General features: G+C 39.9%; 17 protein-coding genes, 1 rRNA gene and 1 riboswitch. Of the genes, 10 read left to right on the plus strand and 8 right to left on the minus strand.

Annotation, left to right across the window (positions count from 1 at the left end):
- Positions 1-94 precede the first annotated feature (94 nt).
- Both FTT83_RS10570 and FTT83_RS10575 read left to right on the plus strand, forming a co-directional pair.
- Positions 95-1,186, plus strand: a complete 1,092-nt coding sequence (locus FTT83_RS10570; RefSeq protein ID WP_180176592.1) for a 3-deoxy-7-phosphoheptulonate synthase — start codon at positions 95-97, stop codon at positions 1,184-1,186.
- A gap of 62 nt (positions 1,187-1,248) precedes the next feature.
- Positions 1,249-1,773: a protein tyrosine phosphatase family protein gene (locus tag FTT83_RS10575; protein ID WP_180176584.1), complete on the plus strand. Its 525-nt coding sequence runs from the start codon at positions 1,249-1,251 to the stop codon at positions 1,771-1,773.
- On the opposite strand, the gene ispF is transcribed toward FTT83_RS10575, so the two are convergent.
- On the minus strand, positions 1,761-2,252 hold the full coding sequence (gene ispF / locus FTT83_RS10580) for a 2-C-methyl-D-erythritol 2,4-cyclodiphosphate synthase (protein ID WP_086197430.1): 492 nt from the start codon (positions 2,250-2,252) through the stop codon (positions 1,761-1,763). The genes FTT83_RS10575 and ispF overlap by 13 nt on opposite strands.
- Before the next feature lie 99 nt (positions 2,253-2,351).
- Here ispF and FTT83_RS10585 point away from each other — a divergent pair, with 99 nt between their 5' ends.
- Positions 2,352-3,002, plus strand: coding sequence for a hypothetical protein (locus tag FTT83_RS10585; RefSeq protein ID WP_166171805.1), 651 nt, complete (start codon positions 2,352-2,354; stop codon positions 3,000-3,002).
- 68 nt (positions 3,003-3,070) lie between these two features.
- Here FTT83_RS10585 and FTT83_RS16080 read toward each other — a convergent pair whose 3' ends face one another.
- The 6 genes from FTT83_RS16080 to FTT83_RS10615 form a co-directional block, all read right to left on the minus strand.
- Positions 3,071-3,430 carry a hypothetical protein gene (locus FTT83_RS16080; protein ID WP_257221673.1) on the minus strand — a complete coding sequence of 120 codons (360 nt, stop codon included), beginning with the start codon at positions 3,428-3,430 and terminating at the stop codon, positions 3,071-3,073.
- Between the two features lie 394 nt (positions 3,431-3,824).
- Positions 3,825-5,069 carry a D-amino acid dehydrogenase gene (locus FTT83_RS10595; RefSeq protein WP_180043964.1) on the minus strand — a complete coding sequence of 415 codons (1,245 nt, stop codon included), beginning with the start codon at positions 5,067-5,069 and terminating at the stop codon, positions 3,825-3,827.
- Between the two features lie 148 nt (positions 5,070-5,217).
- A riboswitch (glycine riboswitch) is annotated at positions 5,218-5,307 on the minus strand.
- A 175-nt stretch (positions 5,308-5,482) separates the two neighbouring features.
- The gene (locus FTT83_RS10600) at positions 5,483-6,028 is read right to left on the minus strand and encodes a GNAT family N-acetyltransferase (RefSeq protein WP_180043962.1); all 546 of its coding nucleotides are present in this window, start codon (positions 6,026-6,028) and stop codon (positions 5,483-5,485) included.
- Between the two features lie 154 nt (positions 6,029-6,182).
- Entirely contained in the window at positions 6,183-7,277 is a 1,095-nt protein-coding gene (aroC, locus tag FTT83_RS10605) for a chorismate synthase (RefSeq protein WP_180043960.1), read from the minus strand.
- Between the two features lie 12 nt (positions 7,278-7,289).
- The gene (prmB, locus tag FTT83_RS10610) at positions 7,290-8,300 is read right to left on the minus strand and encodes a 50S ribosomal protein L3 N(5)-glutamine methyltransferase (RefSeq protein ID WP_180081632.1); all 1,011 of its coding nucleotides are present in this window, start codon (positions 8,298-8,300) and stop codon (positions 7,290-7,292) included.
- A gap of 103 nt (positions 8,301-8,403) precedes the next feature.
- Positions 8,404-8,769 (minus strand): lysozyme inhibitor LprI family protein, encoded by a 366-nt coding sequence (locus FTT83_RS10615; RefSeq protein ID WP_180081634.1) that lies wholly within the window; start codon positions 8,767-8,769, stop codon positions 8,404-8,406.
- A gap of 205 nt (positions 8,770-8,974) precedes the next feature.
- On the opposite strand from FTT83_RS10615, the gene FTT83_RS10620 reads away from it, so the two are divergent.
- The 7 genes from FTT83_RS10620 (at position 8,975) to FTT83_RS10650 (ending at position 15,975) form a co-directional block, all read left to right on the plus strand.
- A complete protein-coding gene (locus tag FTT83_RS10620) occupies positions 8,975-9,280 on the plus strand; it encodes a hypothetical protein (protein ID WP_180081636.1) in 306 nt (101 codons plus the stop codon).
- A 266-nt stretch (positions 9,281-9,546) separates the two neighbouring features.
- Positions 9,547-10,920 (plus strand): AarF/ABC1/UbiB kinase family protein, encoded by a 1,374-nt coding sequence (locus FTT83_RS10625; protein WP_180081637.1) that lies wholly within the window; start codon positions 9,547-9,549, stop codon positions 10,918-10,920.
- A 236-nt stretch (positions 10,921-11,156) separates the two neighbouring features.
- Entirely contained in the window at positions 11,157-12,443 is a 1,287-nt protein-coding gene (locus FTT83_RS10630) for an acyl-CoA dehydrogenase family protein (protein ID WP_180081643.1), read from the plus strand.
- A gap of 24 nt (positions 12,444-12,467) precedes the next feature.
- Positions 12,468-13,667: an acyl-CoA dehydrogenase family protein gene (locus FTT83_RS10635; RefSeq protein WP_180176583.1), complete on the plus strand. Its 1,200-nt coding sequence runs from the start codon at positions 12,468-12,470 to the stop codon at positions 13,665-13,667.
- Positions 13,668-13,769: 102 nt separating this feature from the next.
- Positions 13,770-14,255 carry a GNAT family N-acetyltransferase gene (locus FTT83_RS10640; protein ID WP_180043951.1) on the plus strand — a complete coding sequence of 162 codons (486 nt, stop codon included), beginning with the start codon at positions 13,770-13,772 and terminating at the stop codon, positions 14,253-14,255.
- A gap of 378 nt (positions 14,256-14,633) precedes the next feature.
- Positions 14,634-15,176, plus strand: a complete 543-nt coding sequence (locus FTT83_RS10645) for a type 1 glutamine amidotransferase domain-containing protein (protein WP_180043949.1) — start codon at positions 14,634-14,636, stop codon at positions 15,174-15,176.
- Between the two features lie 217 nt (positions 15,177-15,393).
- The gene (locus FTT83_RS10650) at positions 15,394-15,975 is read left to right on the plus strand and encodes a lytic transglycosylase domain-containing protein (RefSeq protein WP_257221674.1); all 582 of its coding nucleotides are present in this window, start codon (positions 15,394-15,396) and stop codon (positions 15,973-15,975) included.
- 271 nt (positions 15,976-16,246) lie between these two features.
- Here the strand turns inward: FTT83_RS10650 and rrf are convergent.
- Positions 16,247-16,361, minus strand: a 5S ribosomal RNA gene (rrf, locus tag FTT83_RS10655).
- Positions 16,362-16,367: the final 6 nt, after the last annotated feature.

The raw sequence follows: 16,367 nt of genomic DNA on the forward strand, positions 1-16,367 counted from the left end.
TATATATTGATCTTTTTTATAACATGGTGAATGTATATTCGTGTTATATTCAGGGGATGAAATAATTTTTTGTATGATCGAACCAGTGACGGCAATGAATACACTACAGTCAAAACCTATTACACAATCTGACATCGACGACGTGAATGTACAAAGCATTCAGCCTCTTGTAACTCCTGCAGAATTAAAAAAAGAGTTACCTTTGACTGAGCAAGCCTATCAAACCGTCCTTAAAGGCCGTGAAACTATTCGCAATATCCTGGATGGTAAAGACAAACGCCTATTTGTCGTCATTGGTCCTTGCTCAATTCATGACACCGTGGCTGCACATGAATATGCCGATCGTCTCAAAGTTTTAAGCGAAAAAGTTAAAGATAGCCTTTATATCGTCATGCGTGTCTATTTTGAAAAACCACGCACCACGGTAGGCTGGAAAGGTTTGATTAATGATCCTGACATGAATGACTCTTTCAATATTGAAAAAGGTCTGCGTATTGGTCGTCAGCTTTTGGTTGAACTGAACGAGAAAGGATTACCATGTGCGACTGAAGCACTCGATCCAAACTCGCCACAATATTATCAAGACCTGATTTCATGGTCAGCAATTGGTGCCCGTACCACTGAAAGCCAGACGCACCGTGAAATGTCTTCAGGTTTATCTTCACCTGTAGGCTTTAAAAATGGTACTGATGGCGGCTTGACCGTTGCAACCAATGCCATGCAGTCGGTGAAACATGGTCACAGCTTCCTCGGCCTGAATGATCAGGGTCAGGTTTCTGTCATTCGTACCAGCGGTAACCAGTACGCACACGTAGTACTTCGTGGCGGTAATGGGAAGCCTAACTACGATGCAGGTTCTGTTGCAGAAGCTGAAAATGCCTTGGCCAAAGCCAAAGTCAGCAACAAGATCATGATTGATGCCAGCCATGCCAACTCCAACAAAGACCCGTACCTGCAACCGCTGGTACTGAAAAACATCACTGAACAGATTCAGGATGGCAACAAGTCGATTGTGGGCATTATGGTTGAAAGTCATCTGAAAGGTGGTCGTCAGGATATTCCTGAAAATCTGGACAATCTGGAATATGGCAAATCGGTGACTGACGGCTGTATCGATTGGGAAACCACTGAAAAAGCCCTGCTCGATATGCATGAAGCATTGAAAGACGTTTTACCAAATCGCTAAGAGCTAAAACGCCATCTGACCAGATGGCGTTTCTACTTTAACATTAGGAAAAATTTTATCTGATGAATGAAATTGAACATGCACTCAGTCATATCAAAAATTTCCAGTTTATTCACGAGCATCTATTCACTTCTGCCCAGCCTAAGGCGGAACAGCTAAAGCTGATTAAAGAATACGGTGTAACCACAATTGTGAATTTGGCCTTGTCTGACGCCGAGCCGCATTTAGATCATGAAGATAAAGTTTGTTTAGATTTAGGCTTAAATTATATTAAGCTGCCCATTTCAGCAGAAACACCTTCTGATGACCAATGTTTACTGGTATTGGACCTGCTCAATCATCTAGTACAAGAACAGATGGTTTGGGTTCACTGTGCAACCAACCATCATGTCAGCTGTTTGATGTATTTATACCGTCAATATTATATGAATGTAGACATGCCTACAGCGCAAGAACTGATGCACAGTATCTGGGAACCGAATGAAACCTGGACCGGCTTAATTCATGCAGTAGCCCTACAACTGCAAGGTCGCAAAGCTACCCAGGAACTACAGCAGTCGCTGATCCATCCAGATCATTTTGCCTGATGCGAAATCAACACTGTTGCAGTCGATAAAATACCTTCTTCACGTCCGGTAAAGCCTAATTTTTCTGTGGTTGTGGCTTTAACGCTAATTTGTGTAACATGCACATCCAGAACATCTGCAATACTTTGACGCATTTCCAGATTATATTTGGCCAGTTTTGGACGTTCACAGGCGACCGTAATATCTGCATTATTTAACACATAACCACGATCTAAAATCAGTTGATAGACATGTTTAAGTAGAACGCGACTATCTGCTCCCTTAAATTTTGCATCGGTGTCGGGAAAATGCTGTCCGATATCGCCCAGAGCCAATGCCCCCAATAATGCATCACAAAGTGCATGCAATACCACATCACCATCTGAATGGGCTTTTAAGCCTTGGTTATGTGGAATCTTGACCCCCGCTAAAGTAACAAAATCACCTTCTTCAAAGGCGTGTACATCCATTCCCTGACCAATTCGAATTTGTGCGACCACGTTAAGCATCCTTAAGAAATAAATGATTGAGATGTTGTATTCACGCTTTCTATTTCGCTATAGTTACAGCAGCGCAACATAGTGAAATTATAAGCGATCATGCTGGTGAATACCGATATTAATCTCATTAAAACATTAGGCACATTATTCAGTATTGGCTGTTTGTGCTCAACCATGGTATATGCTCAAGACATTGACTGTACACAGCCTGATACAGCCTCAATGAAAAATATTTGCGCTGACAGTTTTGCAAAATCACGAGAAAAACTCTCTAATCACTATATCACGGCTTTTTTAGTCAGCGATGCGCCGGTACATTTACTCGAAGATACACACCGTTTATGGTTTAAGCGCTTACAGCAATGTAAAAGCCTGGACTGTTATAAGCAGCAATTTGAAATACGCATTGAAGATCTGAATTTTTATACCTCATTGAACCAGACTTTGACCAATCATTATTTAAAATTTGAAAAGGGTCAATTTGCACATCAACCGGTACATTTACAGGTGCATCAACTGACCAAAGATAAAATTAAAATTGAGGGCGTGGCCTACCGCAACCCGAACAACAAATTAGAAACTCAAACGATTCCTTTTTTAGCCTATACCACAGCTGATCAAAAAAGCGAGATTGTCGATAACGAACACGATTGCAAATACCATTTCGATTTTAATAAAGCACTTTTATCGATTACAACCAAACAAAAAGGCTGTGAACGGTTTGCAGGTATATACCGGCTGTATGATTAAAAAGATTGAAGTTATTAAATAAAAAGACAGAGGTATGATGCCTCTATCTTTTTATTTAAAGGGCTACTTTACTTCAACTGATCGACCAGACAGCTTTCATAATCATTTAAAGCTTCATTCATTGTTGCAATCCATCGTGAGTCAGTCGCCATTACAGTCGGTTTGGATATTTTTGTATACGTACGAATAGGCTGTTTAGTGCTATTGGCATCATAAATTTCAGTTTCAATTTCAGTATTCAAGGTAATGTATGAAAAGCCGGGTTGCATCCACGACCAGAATTTGTTTACTTTAACCGTTAACACCAAATCTGGATTTTGAACTTGGGCTGCTGGCACAACTTTATAACCTGAGCGCAACAAAGCAGATTCAACACGTTTTTCGAACACGGAAACTACCGTTTCATCTCTTAAGAAAATGTCCCCCATGGCTTTACCATAACCGTTACGTTTACGGGCGATTGCTTTCGCTTTATCTGAGGCTGTCGCTTGCTGTAATCCACCTTTAAGCGAAGGAATATTGGCCTGTTTGGGCTTTTCTTCAAATACACGTTATCTTCGACTATTTTAATAACCGCAGTTTTAAGACCACTTTCCTGTGTATTGATCTGCTTCACTGGTGATTCCAGAGATACCAAGCCACGGGTAGAAACACACCCTGTCATCCCCACAATTAAAACTGAACTTAATACAATTTTTGAAAAATATTCATAATTATCCATTATTTTAAGGTGATAACAATCAAATTATCATACCATCATTCGAATAATGAATCTTTATGTATTCAAAAGCATGAAGCCAATAACTCCATGCTTTTATATGATCAAACAGGATGCTGTGAAGCGATTTGCTGACTAATCATCACCGCTGTCGCTGCAGATAAAGTCCAACCTAAATGACCATGACCGGTATTATAAAAAATCCGTTCACGGCGACCTCGACTGACCATCGGCATCATGTTGGGCATCATCGGACGTAAACCTGCCCAAGGTACAACATTTTCAGTACTCATATTGAAATTCTTGTTGACCCAATCTGTCAGCGGTTGAATACGGTCTGCGCGAATATCCCGGTTATAGCCATTAAACTCAGCCGTGCCTGCAACACGCAGACGATCAGCACCTAAGCGTGAAGTCACAATTTTTGCACTTTCATCCAGCAGGCTCACCCACGGCGCATTTTTGACACTATCTTCATCATTCAGGTTCAAGGTAATAGAATAGCCTTTCACCGGATAGACATTGACCCGATCACCCAGTAAATTTGCCAAGTGATAGCTTCCCACACCACCACAAACCACCACGGCATCAGCTTCCAGTGATTCCACCACAGCTGCATCTAGGTGCATATTTTCATTGCTAGCATGGTAAAGCACAGTGACACCTTTTTTATGGTGTTTTACATCCATGACCTCCATACCAAACAGGTATTTTACCCCATACTTTTCAGAGGCTTCAGCCAAACCTTTGGTGAATTTATGGATATCGCCGGTCGCGTCTCCAGGGCAATAAAAACCACCATAATATTCACCTTTCAAGCTTGGTTCTATGGCTTTGATTTCTGCAGGAGTAACTGCCATTCTTTCCAGTCCACCCTTGATCAACAGGTCATTCACTTTGGTGGCGATCTCATAATCTAATTTGGTGTGGTAAAAATGCAAAATGCCGCGTTTTTCCAGATTGAACTGAATATTTTCTTTTTCAGCAACTGCAAATAAGCGCTCACGCGCTAAAAGTGCTATTTTAACGGTATCACGAGTATTGGTTTCATAATGTTTAATATTACCTAGAAACTCCATTAACCAGCCATATTTATGCAGATCAAAAGATGGGTTGAGTAATAATGGTGCATTTTTATTGGACATCCACTTAATACCTTTCAGTACGGTGGCTTTTTGATTCCAGACCTCTGCATTACAGGCAGAAAGTTGTCCGCCATTGGCAAATGAAGTTTCCATGGCAGGATACAAATGCTTATCCAAAACCGTGACTTTATAGCCTAAATTGGCGAGCTCGTAGGCAGTAGTAACACCCGTAATACCTGATCCAATCACAACAATATGACACATAGCACACTCCTTGGAAATGTAGATCTACATTTCTATGCGCCCCATCTGTCATGGTTACCTGAGAGCTTCGATCACATCGTTATAATCAATAACGCCGACCATCCCCTTCGGTGAGCATATATTTTTCTATGCTTCTCTCCAGATTTTTAAAATTATTACAGTCCTTTTGCCTGAGAGTTTCCGGGGTCGTTGCTCCTTCGGCGTGTTCACAGAAGAACATCTCTCCTGCAATAATTATTTATATTAATATGAGCAATTTTTATACCATGTGCGAGCACTAAATTCATTTATTTGTTAAGCACTGTTATCACACTATGAATAGACATATTTTTCAAATACTTGAAATTCAAACCAGTTTAGTTAAATGATATAGCTTAGGCTATTATTTTAAGGTTATGTACTTTTTTGAGTGCTTAACTTATACCTCTCAGCACTGACTTTGACATCTGTTGTAATTGCAAATCAATCAACGGTTGTCCTACATTGGCATGAATGGGATAAGGTTCAGTATACTGCGTTTTAGCATAACCACACCGTGCATAATATTGAATCAGCTCTTTTCTGCTATCCAGCACCCACATTTCATAATGACTTAATGTAGGAAAGTGTTCTACTGCCATTTTCTCAGCATATTTTAAAACATGTTTGCCAATACCCTGATTTTGCCAAGCTGAAGCTACACAAAAAGTGCCTATTTCCACACTATTCTGCTGAAAAGTTAAGCCGATACATGCCACTAAATGCATTTGCCCATCTTCTATAACTTCAGCTATATACAGATAAAAATTCTCTTGTGCCAAGGTTTGCTTTAGCTGCTGGGCATTAATCCGGTCTCCAGCAATAATATGCTGCTCACTGGTCCAGCTAGAACCTGTATTGGTACGATAGGCCTGATTGATCAACGCAACAAGAACTTCAACATCATTGGCATTTGCCAGTCTATATTTTAATGCTTTCATTGTTTTCTAAAAATTTCTGTTTCATAGAAATTACCACAAATAATAGATAAAAAATCAGGCAATAAAAAAACCAGACTTGATGTCTGGTTTTTTTTATTGAATCATAAAAAGCAGATCACTTACTGCATTCGGGCAAAGCAGTGTACTTTACTCTTCACTTAGGCTCAATCGGAGTAAACGGCGCAACTACATCGGCATTCTGGGCACGATGACGCATGAAGTGATCCATGAGTACAATGGCAAACATCGCTTCAGCAATCGGAGTTGCACGCACGCCTACACACGGGTCATGACGGCCTTTGGTCAATACATCGGTATCTTCACGATCGATATTAATGGTTTTACCCGGAGTGGTAATACTTGCAGTTGGTTTCAGCGCAATTGCAACACGAATGGTTTGACCACTTGAGATTCCACCCAGAATGCCGCCAGCATGATTTGCCAAAAAGCCAGCTGTGGTCAATTCATCACGTGATTCATGACCAAACTGTTCAGCAACCGCAAAACCATCACCAATTTCAACGCCTTTAACAGCATTAATAGACATCATGGCATGCGCAATATCTGCATCCAGACGGTCAAATACCGGCTCACCCCAACCCACAGGCACATTCTCGGCAAGAATTTCCAGCTTCGCACCGCAGCTGGTACCTTGTTCACGTAATGAAGTCACTAAAGCTTCAAAACGTGGTACGGCATCCACATCACCACAGAAGAATGGATTATTTGGAACTTCATTCCAATCCAGTTTTTCAGCTTTTTCAGTACCAATCTGGGTCACGTGACCACGGATTTCAATACCGAATTTTTCAAACAGGAATTTCTTGGCAATGGCACCCGCAGCCACACGCATAGCCGTTTCACGCGCGCTTGAGCGACCACCACCACGATAGTCACGGAAACCATACTTTTGCGTGTAGGTGTAATCCGCATGACCTGGGCGGAATGTTTGCGCAATATTGCCATAATCTTTCGATTTCTGGTCGGTATTGCGAATCAGTAAACCAATCGATGTACCTGTGGTTTTACCTTCAAAGACACCGGAAATGATTTCGACTTCATCCGGTTCTTTACGCTGGGTTGCGAATTTAGAAGTCCCCGGTTTACGGCGGTCTAAATCTTTTTGTAAATCTGCTTCAGTCAGTTCGATCCCTGGTGGTACCCCATCGACAATCGCCATCAGGCCAACGCCATGAGATTCACCGCAAGTCGTTACACGGAACAGTTGTCCAATACTATTACCTGCCATGTTGACAACTCCTTATGCTTGAACAGATTGTACAAATAAATCACGGTATTTACGGCACTGCTCTGCTGTCAAAGCAAAAATGCCTGAACCACCATTCTGGAAAGTGAGCCAATGGAAATCTACAGTATTAAAGTTCTGTTTCATCGCCCATTCAGAGTTGCCCACTTCAATGACAATCAAGCCATCTTCAGTCAGGTAATCCGCTGCTTGTGCCAGCATTTTACGCACCAGATCCAGACCATCCTGACCTGCTGCAAGTGCAAGCTCAGGTTCATGCAAGAATTCTGCAGGTAAATCCGCCATATCTTCCGCATCCACATACGGAGGATTAGATACGATTAAATCATATTGATTCTCAGCAGGAATTTTTGCAAATAAGTCGGATTCCATCAATGCAACCTGATATTGCATGTTGTGATGTTCAGCGTTAATAGAAGCCACTTCTAAAGCTTCTTTAGAAATGTCCGTTGCATCCACTTCAGATTCCGGGAATGCATAAGCCAGAGCAATTGCAATACAGCCTGAACCAGTACACATGTCTAAAATACGACGCGGTGTTTGCGGATGATCATTTTCTGGAAGATTGTTCAAGGCTTCACGCATCTGACCATGTTCATCCAGACAGTAAGGTGCAAAACGCTGATTGATCAATTCTGCAATCGGTGAACGTGGAATCAGTACACGCTCATCAACATAAAACGGTTTACCACAGAAATAAGCCAGATTTAATAAATAAGAGGTTGGCACTTTTTCATTGATACGACGCTCCAGCAAGCTGATAAATTCTGCCTTTTCGCTTGGCAACAATTTCGCATCTAAAATTTCCGGGTTGGCATTCCAGTCCAATGCCAGTGTTTGCAGGACTAAAGCCGAGCTTTCAGCAAAAAAATCTTCTGTACCTTGACCTAAGTGTGCATCGTATTGACGTAGAGCTGAAACACCAAAACGGATAAAATCGCGAATTGTGCTTAGGTTTTCAGCGGCTTCCTGTAAATGTTCAGGGCTAATAGTCAGTTGATCCACTTAAGGCATCTCCAAGGTCAATTTTTAAAACGCCTTATGATACCTTGTTTTGTGGGGTTTTATAATGTTTCGACCAGATTAAAAACAAATATCTATGGCGAATTTATTTGGTCTGGTAATAGTGAGTACGCTCCATTGTCATTTCGAGTACACACTTGGATTGTTTAACGGCCATATAGGCAGACGTTACTTTTAAATAGCATTTTTGATCCACACGGTTAAGCCAAAGTGTATGCTGTTGCTCGATACTAGTTTGATTAACCGCATTCTTATTTATATAGCCCTTATAAGCTTTATTTAAAATTTTTCCCTGATTTTTCAGTTCTTTGTCGACACATTTTTTGACTGTTTCAATTTCACCATAAGAAGTGTTGAGACATTTATTATATTCGTCAGAATAGCCTTGAGCTAAAACTGAATTTGACCAGAAAGCAGCTAGACTCAGCATACTTGATATTGCCAATCGCATAATATTCCCGTGTCTGAAAAGACTTAATATCAAATACTATTATTGTGTTTATCCCTTGATACTACATCAATCATGTGCAAATTCCTATAAGCTTAGCCTTTATGAGCTCAGCTCCAATAACAAATTCATTCAAATTGCACATTGAATCTGACTAAAATATCCCCATATATTTTCAATTCTTTTTCTACAAAATATTTTTATTGTTATGAGCTACAAACACAATAATTTAATGGCAATGCGTGAAAACTACTGGAATGATACCGTTTCTGCACAGGTACAGAAGGAAAAAAAATTCTTTCAACACACTTTACTTGCACACGCCATTCATAGCAGCCCGTCAGAAGATGATGCAAAATATCTGTTTTTTAGTTTTCCAAGCATCATTATTGTTAAAGGTTATGCGCTTGGTTTTCAGCATGACACGGTTCAAGCCATGATTTTTAAACATATTCAGGACAATAAAAAATTGTTACAGCAGAAAGGCGATATTAAAATTCAATTTCGGATGTAAATCTCAGCTCATCCCTGAGCAGCAGGTTTTCTGCCCTATCCCTATCTTTAATCCTGATAAATCTCATCGGGAGTCTATGATCAAAGCACAGGTGTCACTTGAATTCTATTTTGTCTAAGTACCGTGACACTTTTCATGGAAAATAAATGAAATATTAAACATATTTACTCTCCATTCAGCACATTGAACTTTTTTAATACGTGAATAAACGGTAATATCCGCTACAATTAAATATTCTGCGACTTGCTGATTAAGGATTTTGTTTAATGTCAGATCAGAACGATAAGCTTAAACAACTCAAAACTTCTTCCATGGATCGACGCTTATCTATCGCTAAAGCCTCATTACTCGCAGGAACGCGCTGGGCTGCATCGAGTGCAACTACCCTATTTTCAAGCGAAGCAGAAAAAGAAAAGAAACGTAAAAAAGCCATGAAAGAACAAGCCGATTATCTTGTTTCTGAAATTGGTAAATTAAAAGGTTCGATTGTAAAAATCGGGCAAATGATGGCCCTGTATGGCGAACATTTTTTACCTGAAGAAATCACTCAGGCTTTAAATACCTTAAACAATCAGACCGTTGCACTTGCCTGGCCGGCTATCAAGCAACAACTGGAACAGCAGCTTGGCGCCAAGCTGCATGATTTGACCGTAGACCGTGAACCTTTGGGCACCGCCTCTTTAGCCCAGGTACACCGCGCCACACGCAATTCGGATGGTTTGGAAATCGTATTAAAAATCCAGTATCCGGGCGTGGCAGATGCCATTGATTCAGACATGAGCCTGTTTAAAAACATGCTCAAACTGACCCGTATGGTGCCGCAAACCCGTGAATTTGATCAGTGGTTCGATGAAGTTCGTGAAATGATGCATCGTGAAGTCAATTATGAAATTGAAGCCGCGACCACTCGCCGTTTTGCCGACCGTTTAAAAGATGATCCTCGTTATATCGTCCCGCAAATTGTGGATGAGTATTGTACCGATCAAGTGCTGTGCATGACTTTTGAGCGTGGCGTTCCGATCAACAGCCCTGTGATGCTCTCTCTTCCTCAAGAACGTCGCAACCAGTTAGGCGAAGCCTCTCTCGAGATCGCGGTTCGTGAAATTTTTGAATGGGGCGAAATGCAAACCGATCCAAACTTTGGCAATTATCTGGTCCGTTTGGGAGATGGCGTAGAAACTCAAGACAAGATTGTATTACTGGATTTCGGGGCAATTCGCCAGTTTGATGAACATTTGCTGAAAGTCGCCCGCAACCTGATTAAAGCCGGTTATGATCATAATATCGATGAAATGGTTCATGCCATGACCGGCTATGAATTTTTTGATTCCATTCCGCAAAGTATCAAGCCAGATATGGCTAAAGTGTTTTTATTGGCCACCGAAGCCTTTAGTAGCATAATGAATAATCCAGACTTGCCCGAAGGCGTAATGGATCAAAATCAGCGCTATGACTGGAAAAAAAGCCAACTTCATAGCCGTGTCATGCAACGTGCTTCCAAATCGATGGCATCGCGTTATTTCAGTGTACCCCCTAAAGAGTTTATGTTTATTAGCCGTAAATTCATTGGTGCGTATACCTTCATGACCGTCATTGATGCAAAAACCAATGTACGGAAAATGGTGGCGAATTTTCTATAAGCTGTGCACAGACTAGAATGATCTCTTGTCATTCTAGTCAATTTTTATTTTTCACCCCAAGCTTTACTTATAATAAAATACATAATATTCAATTATTTAATCAAATTTAAACTTCATTTTAACCGTTCATCCAAGTCAATTTTAATTGTCAGGGATGACATAGTCATTTCCATATTCACATGTCAGCATAAAAAATATAAAGAATCAAAAACCAATGGATGACAAAAATGACCAATATGGTAAATAAGGCTCAAGGACTTGGGCTATCCCTCATTACCAGAATTGCCGGTAGCGAGGTACTTGATCAACTCAAACTGCGCAAATTTCTGGAAAAATCTCTCTATCAAAGCTCAAAAATGGGTTTTAAAACTTTAAGTAAAACCCAAAAAGTTTTTAAAGCCAGTTCCGGAGTCAGCAAGCAACGTTTACCCAATCAGCAGAAATCACTCTTTGATTTGAGCCTGACTGAAGAACAGCAAATGAGCTGTGATGCGATGGAGCAGTTTGCATCCGAAGTGCTTTATCCACTGGCAGCCCAGGCAGACAATAACGAACAATTTCCTGCAACGCTTTGGCAACATGCAACAGACTTGGGACTAAATTATTATGCTTTGCCTGAAACCTTGGGTGGAGTGACCACCGAAAAAAATATTTTAAGCAATATTTTGGTTGCAGAACATTTGGCCAAAGGTGATTTCAGCTTAACTGCCGGATTACTTTCAACCTTTAGCGTGATTAATGCCATTACACAATGGGGTTCTGAAAAAGTTCAGGCGACCTATTTGTCCAGCTTTGCAAATGATGCAGAGATACACGCCACCTTTGCCATCCAGGAAGCCACTCCTGCATTTAATCCACTGAAATTAAAAACCCAAGCCAGTTCAATCAATGGGCAATACTATATTAATGGCGAAAAAACCTTGGTGATTTTAGGTAAAACTGCAGATCTGTTTCTGGTCAATGCTGAGCTCAATGGCTCGCCAGAAGTATTTATTGTTAAACGTGATCGCAGTATTACGGCTCAAAAAAGTCCGGCTATGGGTCTAAAGGCAACCGAAACCGTTAGCTTAAAATTCCATAATACGCCTGCTGAACTGTTAAGTGATGATGACTTTGATTATCTGGCATTTTTAGATCTGGGAAACTTAATGTGGTGTGCTATGGCAGTTGGCACATGTGAAGCAGTCAAAGCTTACTGTATTCAATATGCCAATGAACGTACTGCATTTAGTGAACCTATTTCACATCGCCAAAGTATCGCCTTTATGATTGCGGATATGGCTATTGAAATTGATGCCATGCGCATGCTGATTTTAAATGCGGCCAGCCTGGCTGAAGCAGGAAACCCCTTCCATCGTGAGGCTTATCTAGCACGTCTACTTTGTGCTGAAAAATCCATGAAAATTGGTACTGATGGTGTACAAATTCTGGGTGGCCATGGCTTTACCAAAGAACATCCAGTTGAGCGTTGGTATCGTGATTTACGTGCTACTGCAATTTTGTATTCAGGCTTACATGCTTAATCTATCCAATAAGGAATGATGCAGATGAATTTACAAAATCCTAAAAAATTTAAAATGTTGATAGATCAAGCCCATGAATCAGCTTTAAATATACTACGCCCCATTTCACGAAAATATGACAAGGCTGAACACAGCTATCCCAAGGAACTGGACATGTTCGCCTCACTCATTGGTGGCATGAATGATGGTGGCGAAGGCATCAATGCCGGTGCTGCAGTGGGCAAACGTGGCTATGCAGATTCAGGCAACAAAAATGGCGTCAATATGTCTACGGTAGTTGGCGTAATCGAAATGTGCTATGGCGATACCGGTTTATTGCTCAGCATGCCGCGTCAAGGCTTGGGGAATTCTGCCATTGCTGCTGTTGCCAATGATGAACAGCTGGAGCGCTTTAAAGGCACATGGGCGGCCATGGCCATTACGGAACCCAGCTGTGGTTCAGACTCTGCCGCTATTCGAACTACAGCGACAAAAGACGGTGACCATTACATCTTAAATGGTGAAAAAATTTTCGTAACCTCGGGTGAGCGTGCCGATGCTGTAGTAGTCTGGGCAACATTGGACAAGAAACTCGGCCGTGCTGCAATTAAATCCTTTGTCGTTCCTAAAGGAACACCTGGAATGAAAGTAGAACGTCTTGAACATAAACTGGGCATCAAAGCATCCGATACGGCTGTGATCAGCTTTATTGACTGCCGTGTACCTGCAGAAAATCTGTTGGGTCATGCTGAAATTGATGTCGCCAAAGGTTTTGCTGGCGTTATGGAAACTTTTGACAATACCCGCCCACTGGTTGCTGCTATGGCAGTAGGATGTGCCAAAGCATCTCTGGAAAGAGTTAAGGAAATTTTCAAAGATCAGTTAGATGAAAATTACCAGACTCCCTATCTACAGAGCTCGCATATTGCTGCGCAGATTTACCGCATGGAAGCAGAATGGGAAGCTGCTCGTTTACTCACCATGAAAGCAGCCTGGATGGCAGATAATAAAAAACCAAACTCACGTGAAGCCTCCATTTCCAAAGCGAAAGCTGGCCGTATCTGTAATGAAATTACTTTAAAATGTGTCGAACTTGCAGCAAGTGTGGGCTATAACGAAGAGGAATTGTTAGAAAAATGGGCACGTGACTCAAAAATTCTTGATATTTTTGAAGGTACTCAACAAATTCAGCAACTGATTATTGCTCGACGTGAGTTAGGCAAAAATTCTAGTGAATTAAAATAAATTTGTCGCTTTTTTCTACGCGTAAAACCGGACAAAAGGTGGATTTTTATTAGATATCGCGTTATAAAAATCAATCTCCTTTTATTTTATTTATTGAGTTTTATGTACCAGATCAGACCTATTCAACCCCAAGACAATGCTGAAATTGCACAGGTTATTCGTGAAGTTTCTAAAGAATTTGGCCTTGCTCCTGAATCTGGTTTTGCTGTAGCCGATCCTATTTTAGATGATTTATATACAGTTTATCAGCAATCAAATGCCCAATACTGGGTAATTGAAAATCAACAGGGTAAAATTCTGGGTGGCGGTGGCTTATCACCTTTAAAGGGTGATTCTACAATTTTAGAAATTCAGAAAATGTACTTTTTACCTGAAGTTCGAGGCTTAGGTTTCGCCAAACAACTTTTAGCAAAAGCCTTTCAGTTTACACAGCTGCATGGTTTTCAATCATGTTATCTGGAAACCACCAAGGAACTTTGGCAAGCAGTGAAACTCTATGAAAAATTAGGTTTTCAATATTTAGATCAACCTAAGGGAAACACCGGACATAGCCATGCCTGTGAAATCTGGATGGAAAAACAGCTATAATCGGTCTTATTTTATTGTTTTATATAAAAAATCATATTCATTTAACTCATCAGGGTTATTAAGATTTAATTAATATCTTGTTGTCTACTTTGACTTACACTGAAAATATTTATTAACCTCTACAGCATATTGAGTCATAAATTTATGCTAAAAGCATCAGGAAACAGGAAGTTTCCCTAATAAAAAGAATAAACGATATAAGCAGGAAGCTAAAACAGAAGTTAATCACCCCTCATAAGATAAAATAGGCATCATCTAGCTATGAGGCTTATTTTTTAGTATTTTCAAACCTTAACAAGAATAAGCTAAAAAATGTACAGCTTGATTTAGTCACTTTGCTAATGTCGAATTTTAAATAAGTGATTCAGGATCATTAACATGACTAAAAAAGCATTATTCATAACTTCCAATGTCGGTGTTGAACAAGATGAACTGATCAAACCCATTGAATTTTTACAATCTAAAGGAATTGAAGTCATTCATGCTGCAGAAGAGCAAAAAGATGTCCAAACTGTCAAGAGAGATAAAGAACATGCAATGGCTTACACTCCACAAACAACTTTGGCTAAAGTCTCTCCAGAAGATTATGATATTTTAGTCATCCCAGGAGGGACAGTAAATGCTGATACGTTACGCTTAAATGAAGATGCTCATAAAATTATTCAGCACTTTACCGATAATGCCAAACCGATTGCTGCTATTTGTCATGGACCATGGACCTTAATCAATGCACAGCGAATTAAAGATAAAAATTTAACCTCTTATAAAAGTATCCGGTTAGATTTGGAAAATGCGGGTGCCAAATGGTTAGATGAAGAAGTACATCTATGCAATACCAATAATTGGCCTTTGATCACCTCACGATGCCCAGATGATATTCCTGCATTTAATCTGGCAATTTTGCAGGAACTGGATCATTAAAAAACATTTTTTAATAAATATCTTTAAGTGAAAAGTCCCATTCAAATAATGGGACACTTAAATTATCGTTTAAATAATTTAATTATTTTTTAATTATAAATTAAGATCAGAGAAATATTTATCACATTGATCTAATCCATCAAAATGTCAGTGCTTGACTCATCGTATTCAGCCCACTAGCATAACTATAATAAAATTTTACTTTGGGTTTTTGACTTTGTTTTTTACACAGCATTTCTCATATTTATCCTCAAAAAAATCTAACTATCATTTATTTACATTTAAATCCGTAGCTATGATTGTTACTACTCTCACTTTTTTCGGGTGTACTTCTTTAAATAGTAATTCAATTGCTAAACGGTCTGAAAAATTATCTACAGGTATACAAAAAGCCTATTCAGTTGAATCAGCTACGGCAAACCGCGTTTCTCCCATGATTATTCAAAGTGCAGACAAATATAATGTAGATCCAATATTATTGGCTGCGATGATTCAACAGGAATCAAGCTATAGAAACTCTGTAATTTCGCCTGCTGGGGCGGTCGGATTAACCCAAGTCATTCCAAGTTATTGGCAACAAACTTGTCCAGGTGACTTATACAATGAAAGCAGTAATATCCAATGTGGGACTTATATTCTTTCTAAATATAATCAATCATCCGGTAACTGGAAGAAGGCACTTGCCTATTATAATGTAGGTCCGTCAGGTTATGAGAATAATCGTAAAATGCGTAAACAAGGTAAACGGTATACTAAACAGGTAAAGCAACATCAAAAGAATCTAAAAAATGCTTTATAAACGCTAAATTGTTATTCGAAGCCCAGTTTTGGGGCTTTTTTATTATTTCCTAGATTCTCAAATGAAGTGCAACAGTGATTAAATTATGAGAAAGTTGCAGATATTATTTTTGAATCTAACAATTTATTTTCAATTTTTTCATATAGATATAACAAAGCATGATCTAACATTATCTGCTCAACTACTATAAGTTTTACTTAAAAAGAATATACCTTATTCCCAGCATAAAAAAAGCCCCCAGTCGTTTGACTGGGGGTGTTTTCGGATAATGAGCTGGCGATGACTTACTCTCACATGGGTAATCCCACACTACCATCAGCGCTAAGAGGTTTCACTTCTGAGTTCGGGAAGGGATCAGGTGGTTCACTCTTGCTATGGTCGCCAGCACAACT

This window comes from Acinetobacter sp. YH01018, from assembly GCF_013420295.1.
Classification (GTDB): domain Bacteria; phylum Pseudomonadota; class Gammaproteobacteria; order Pseudomonadales; family Moraxellaceae; genus Acinetobacter.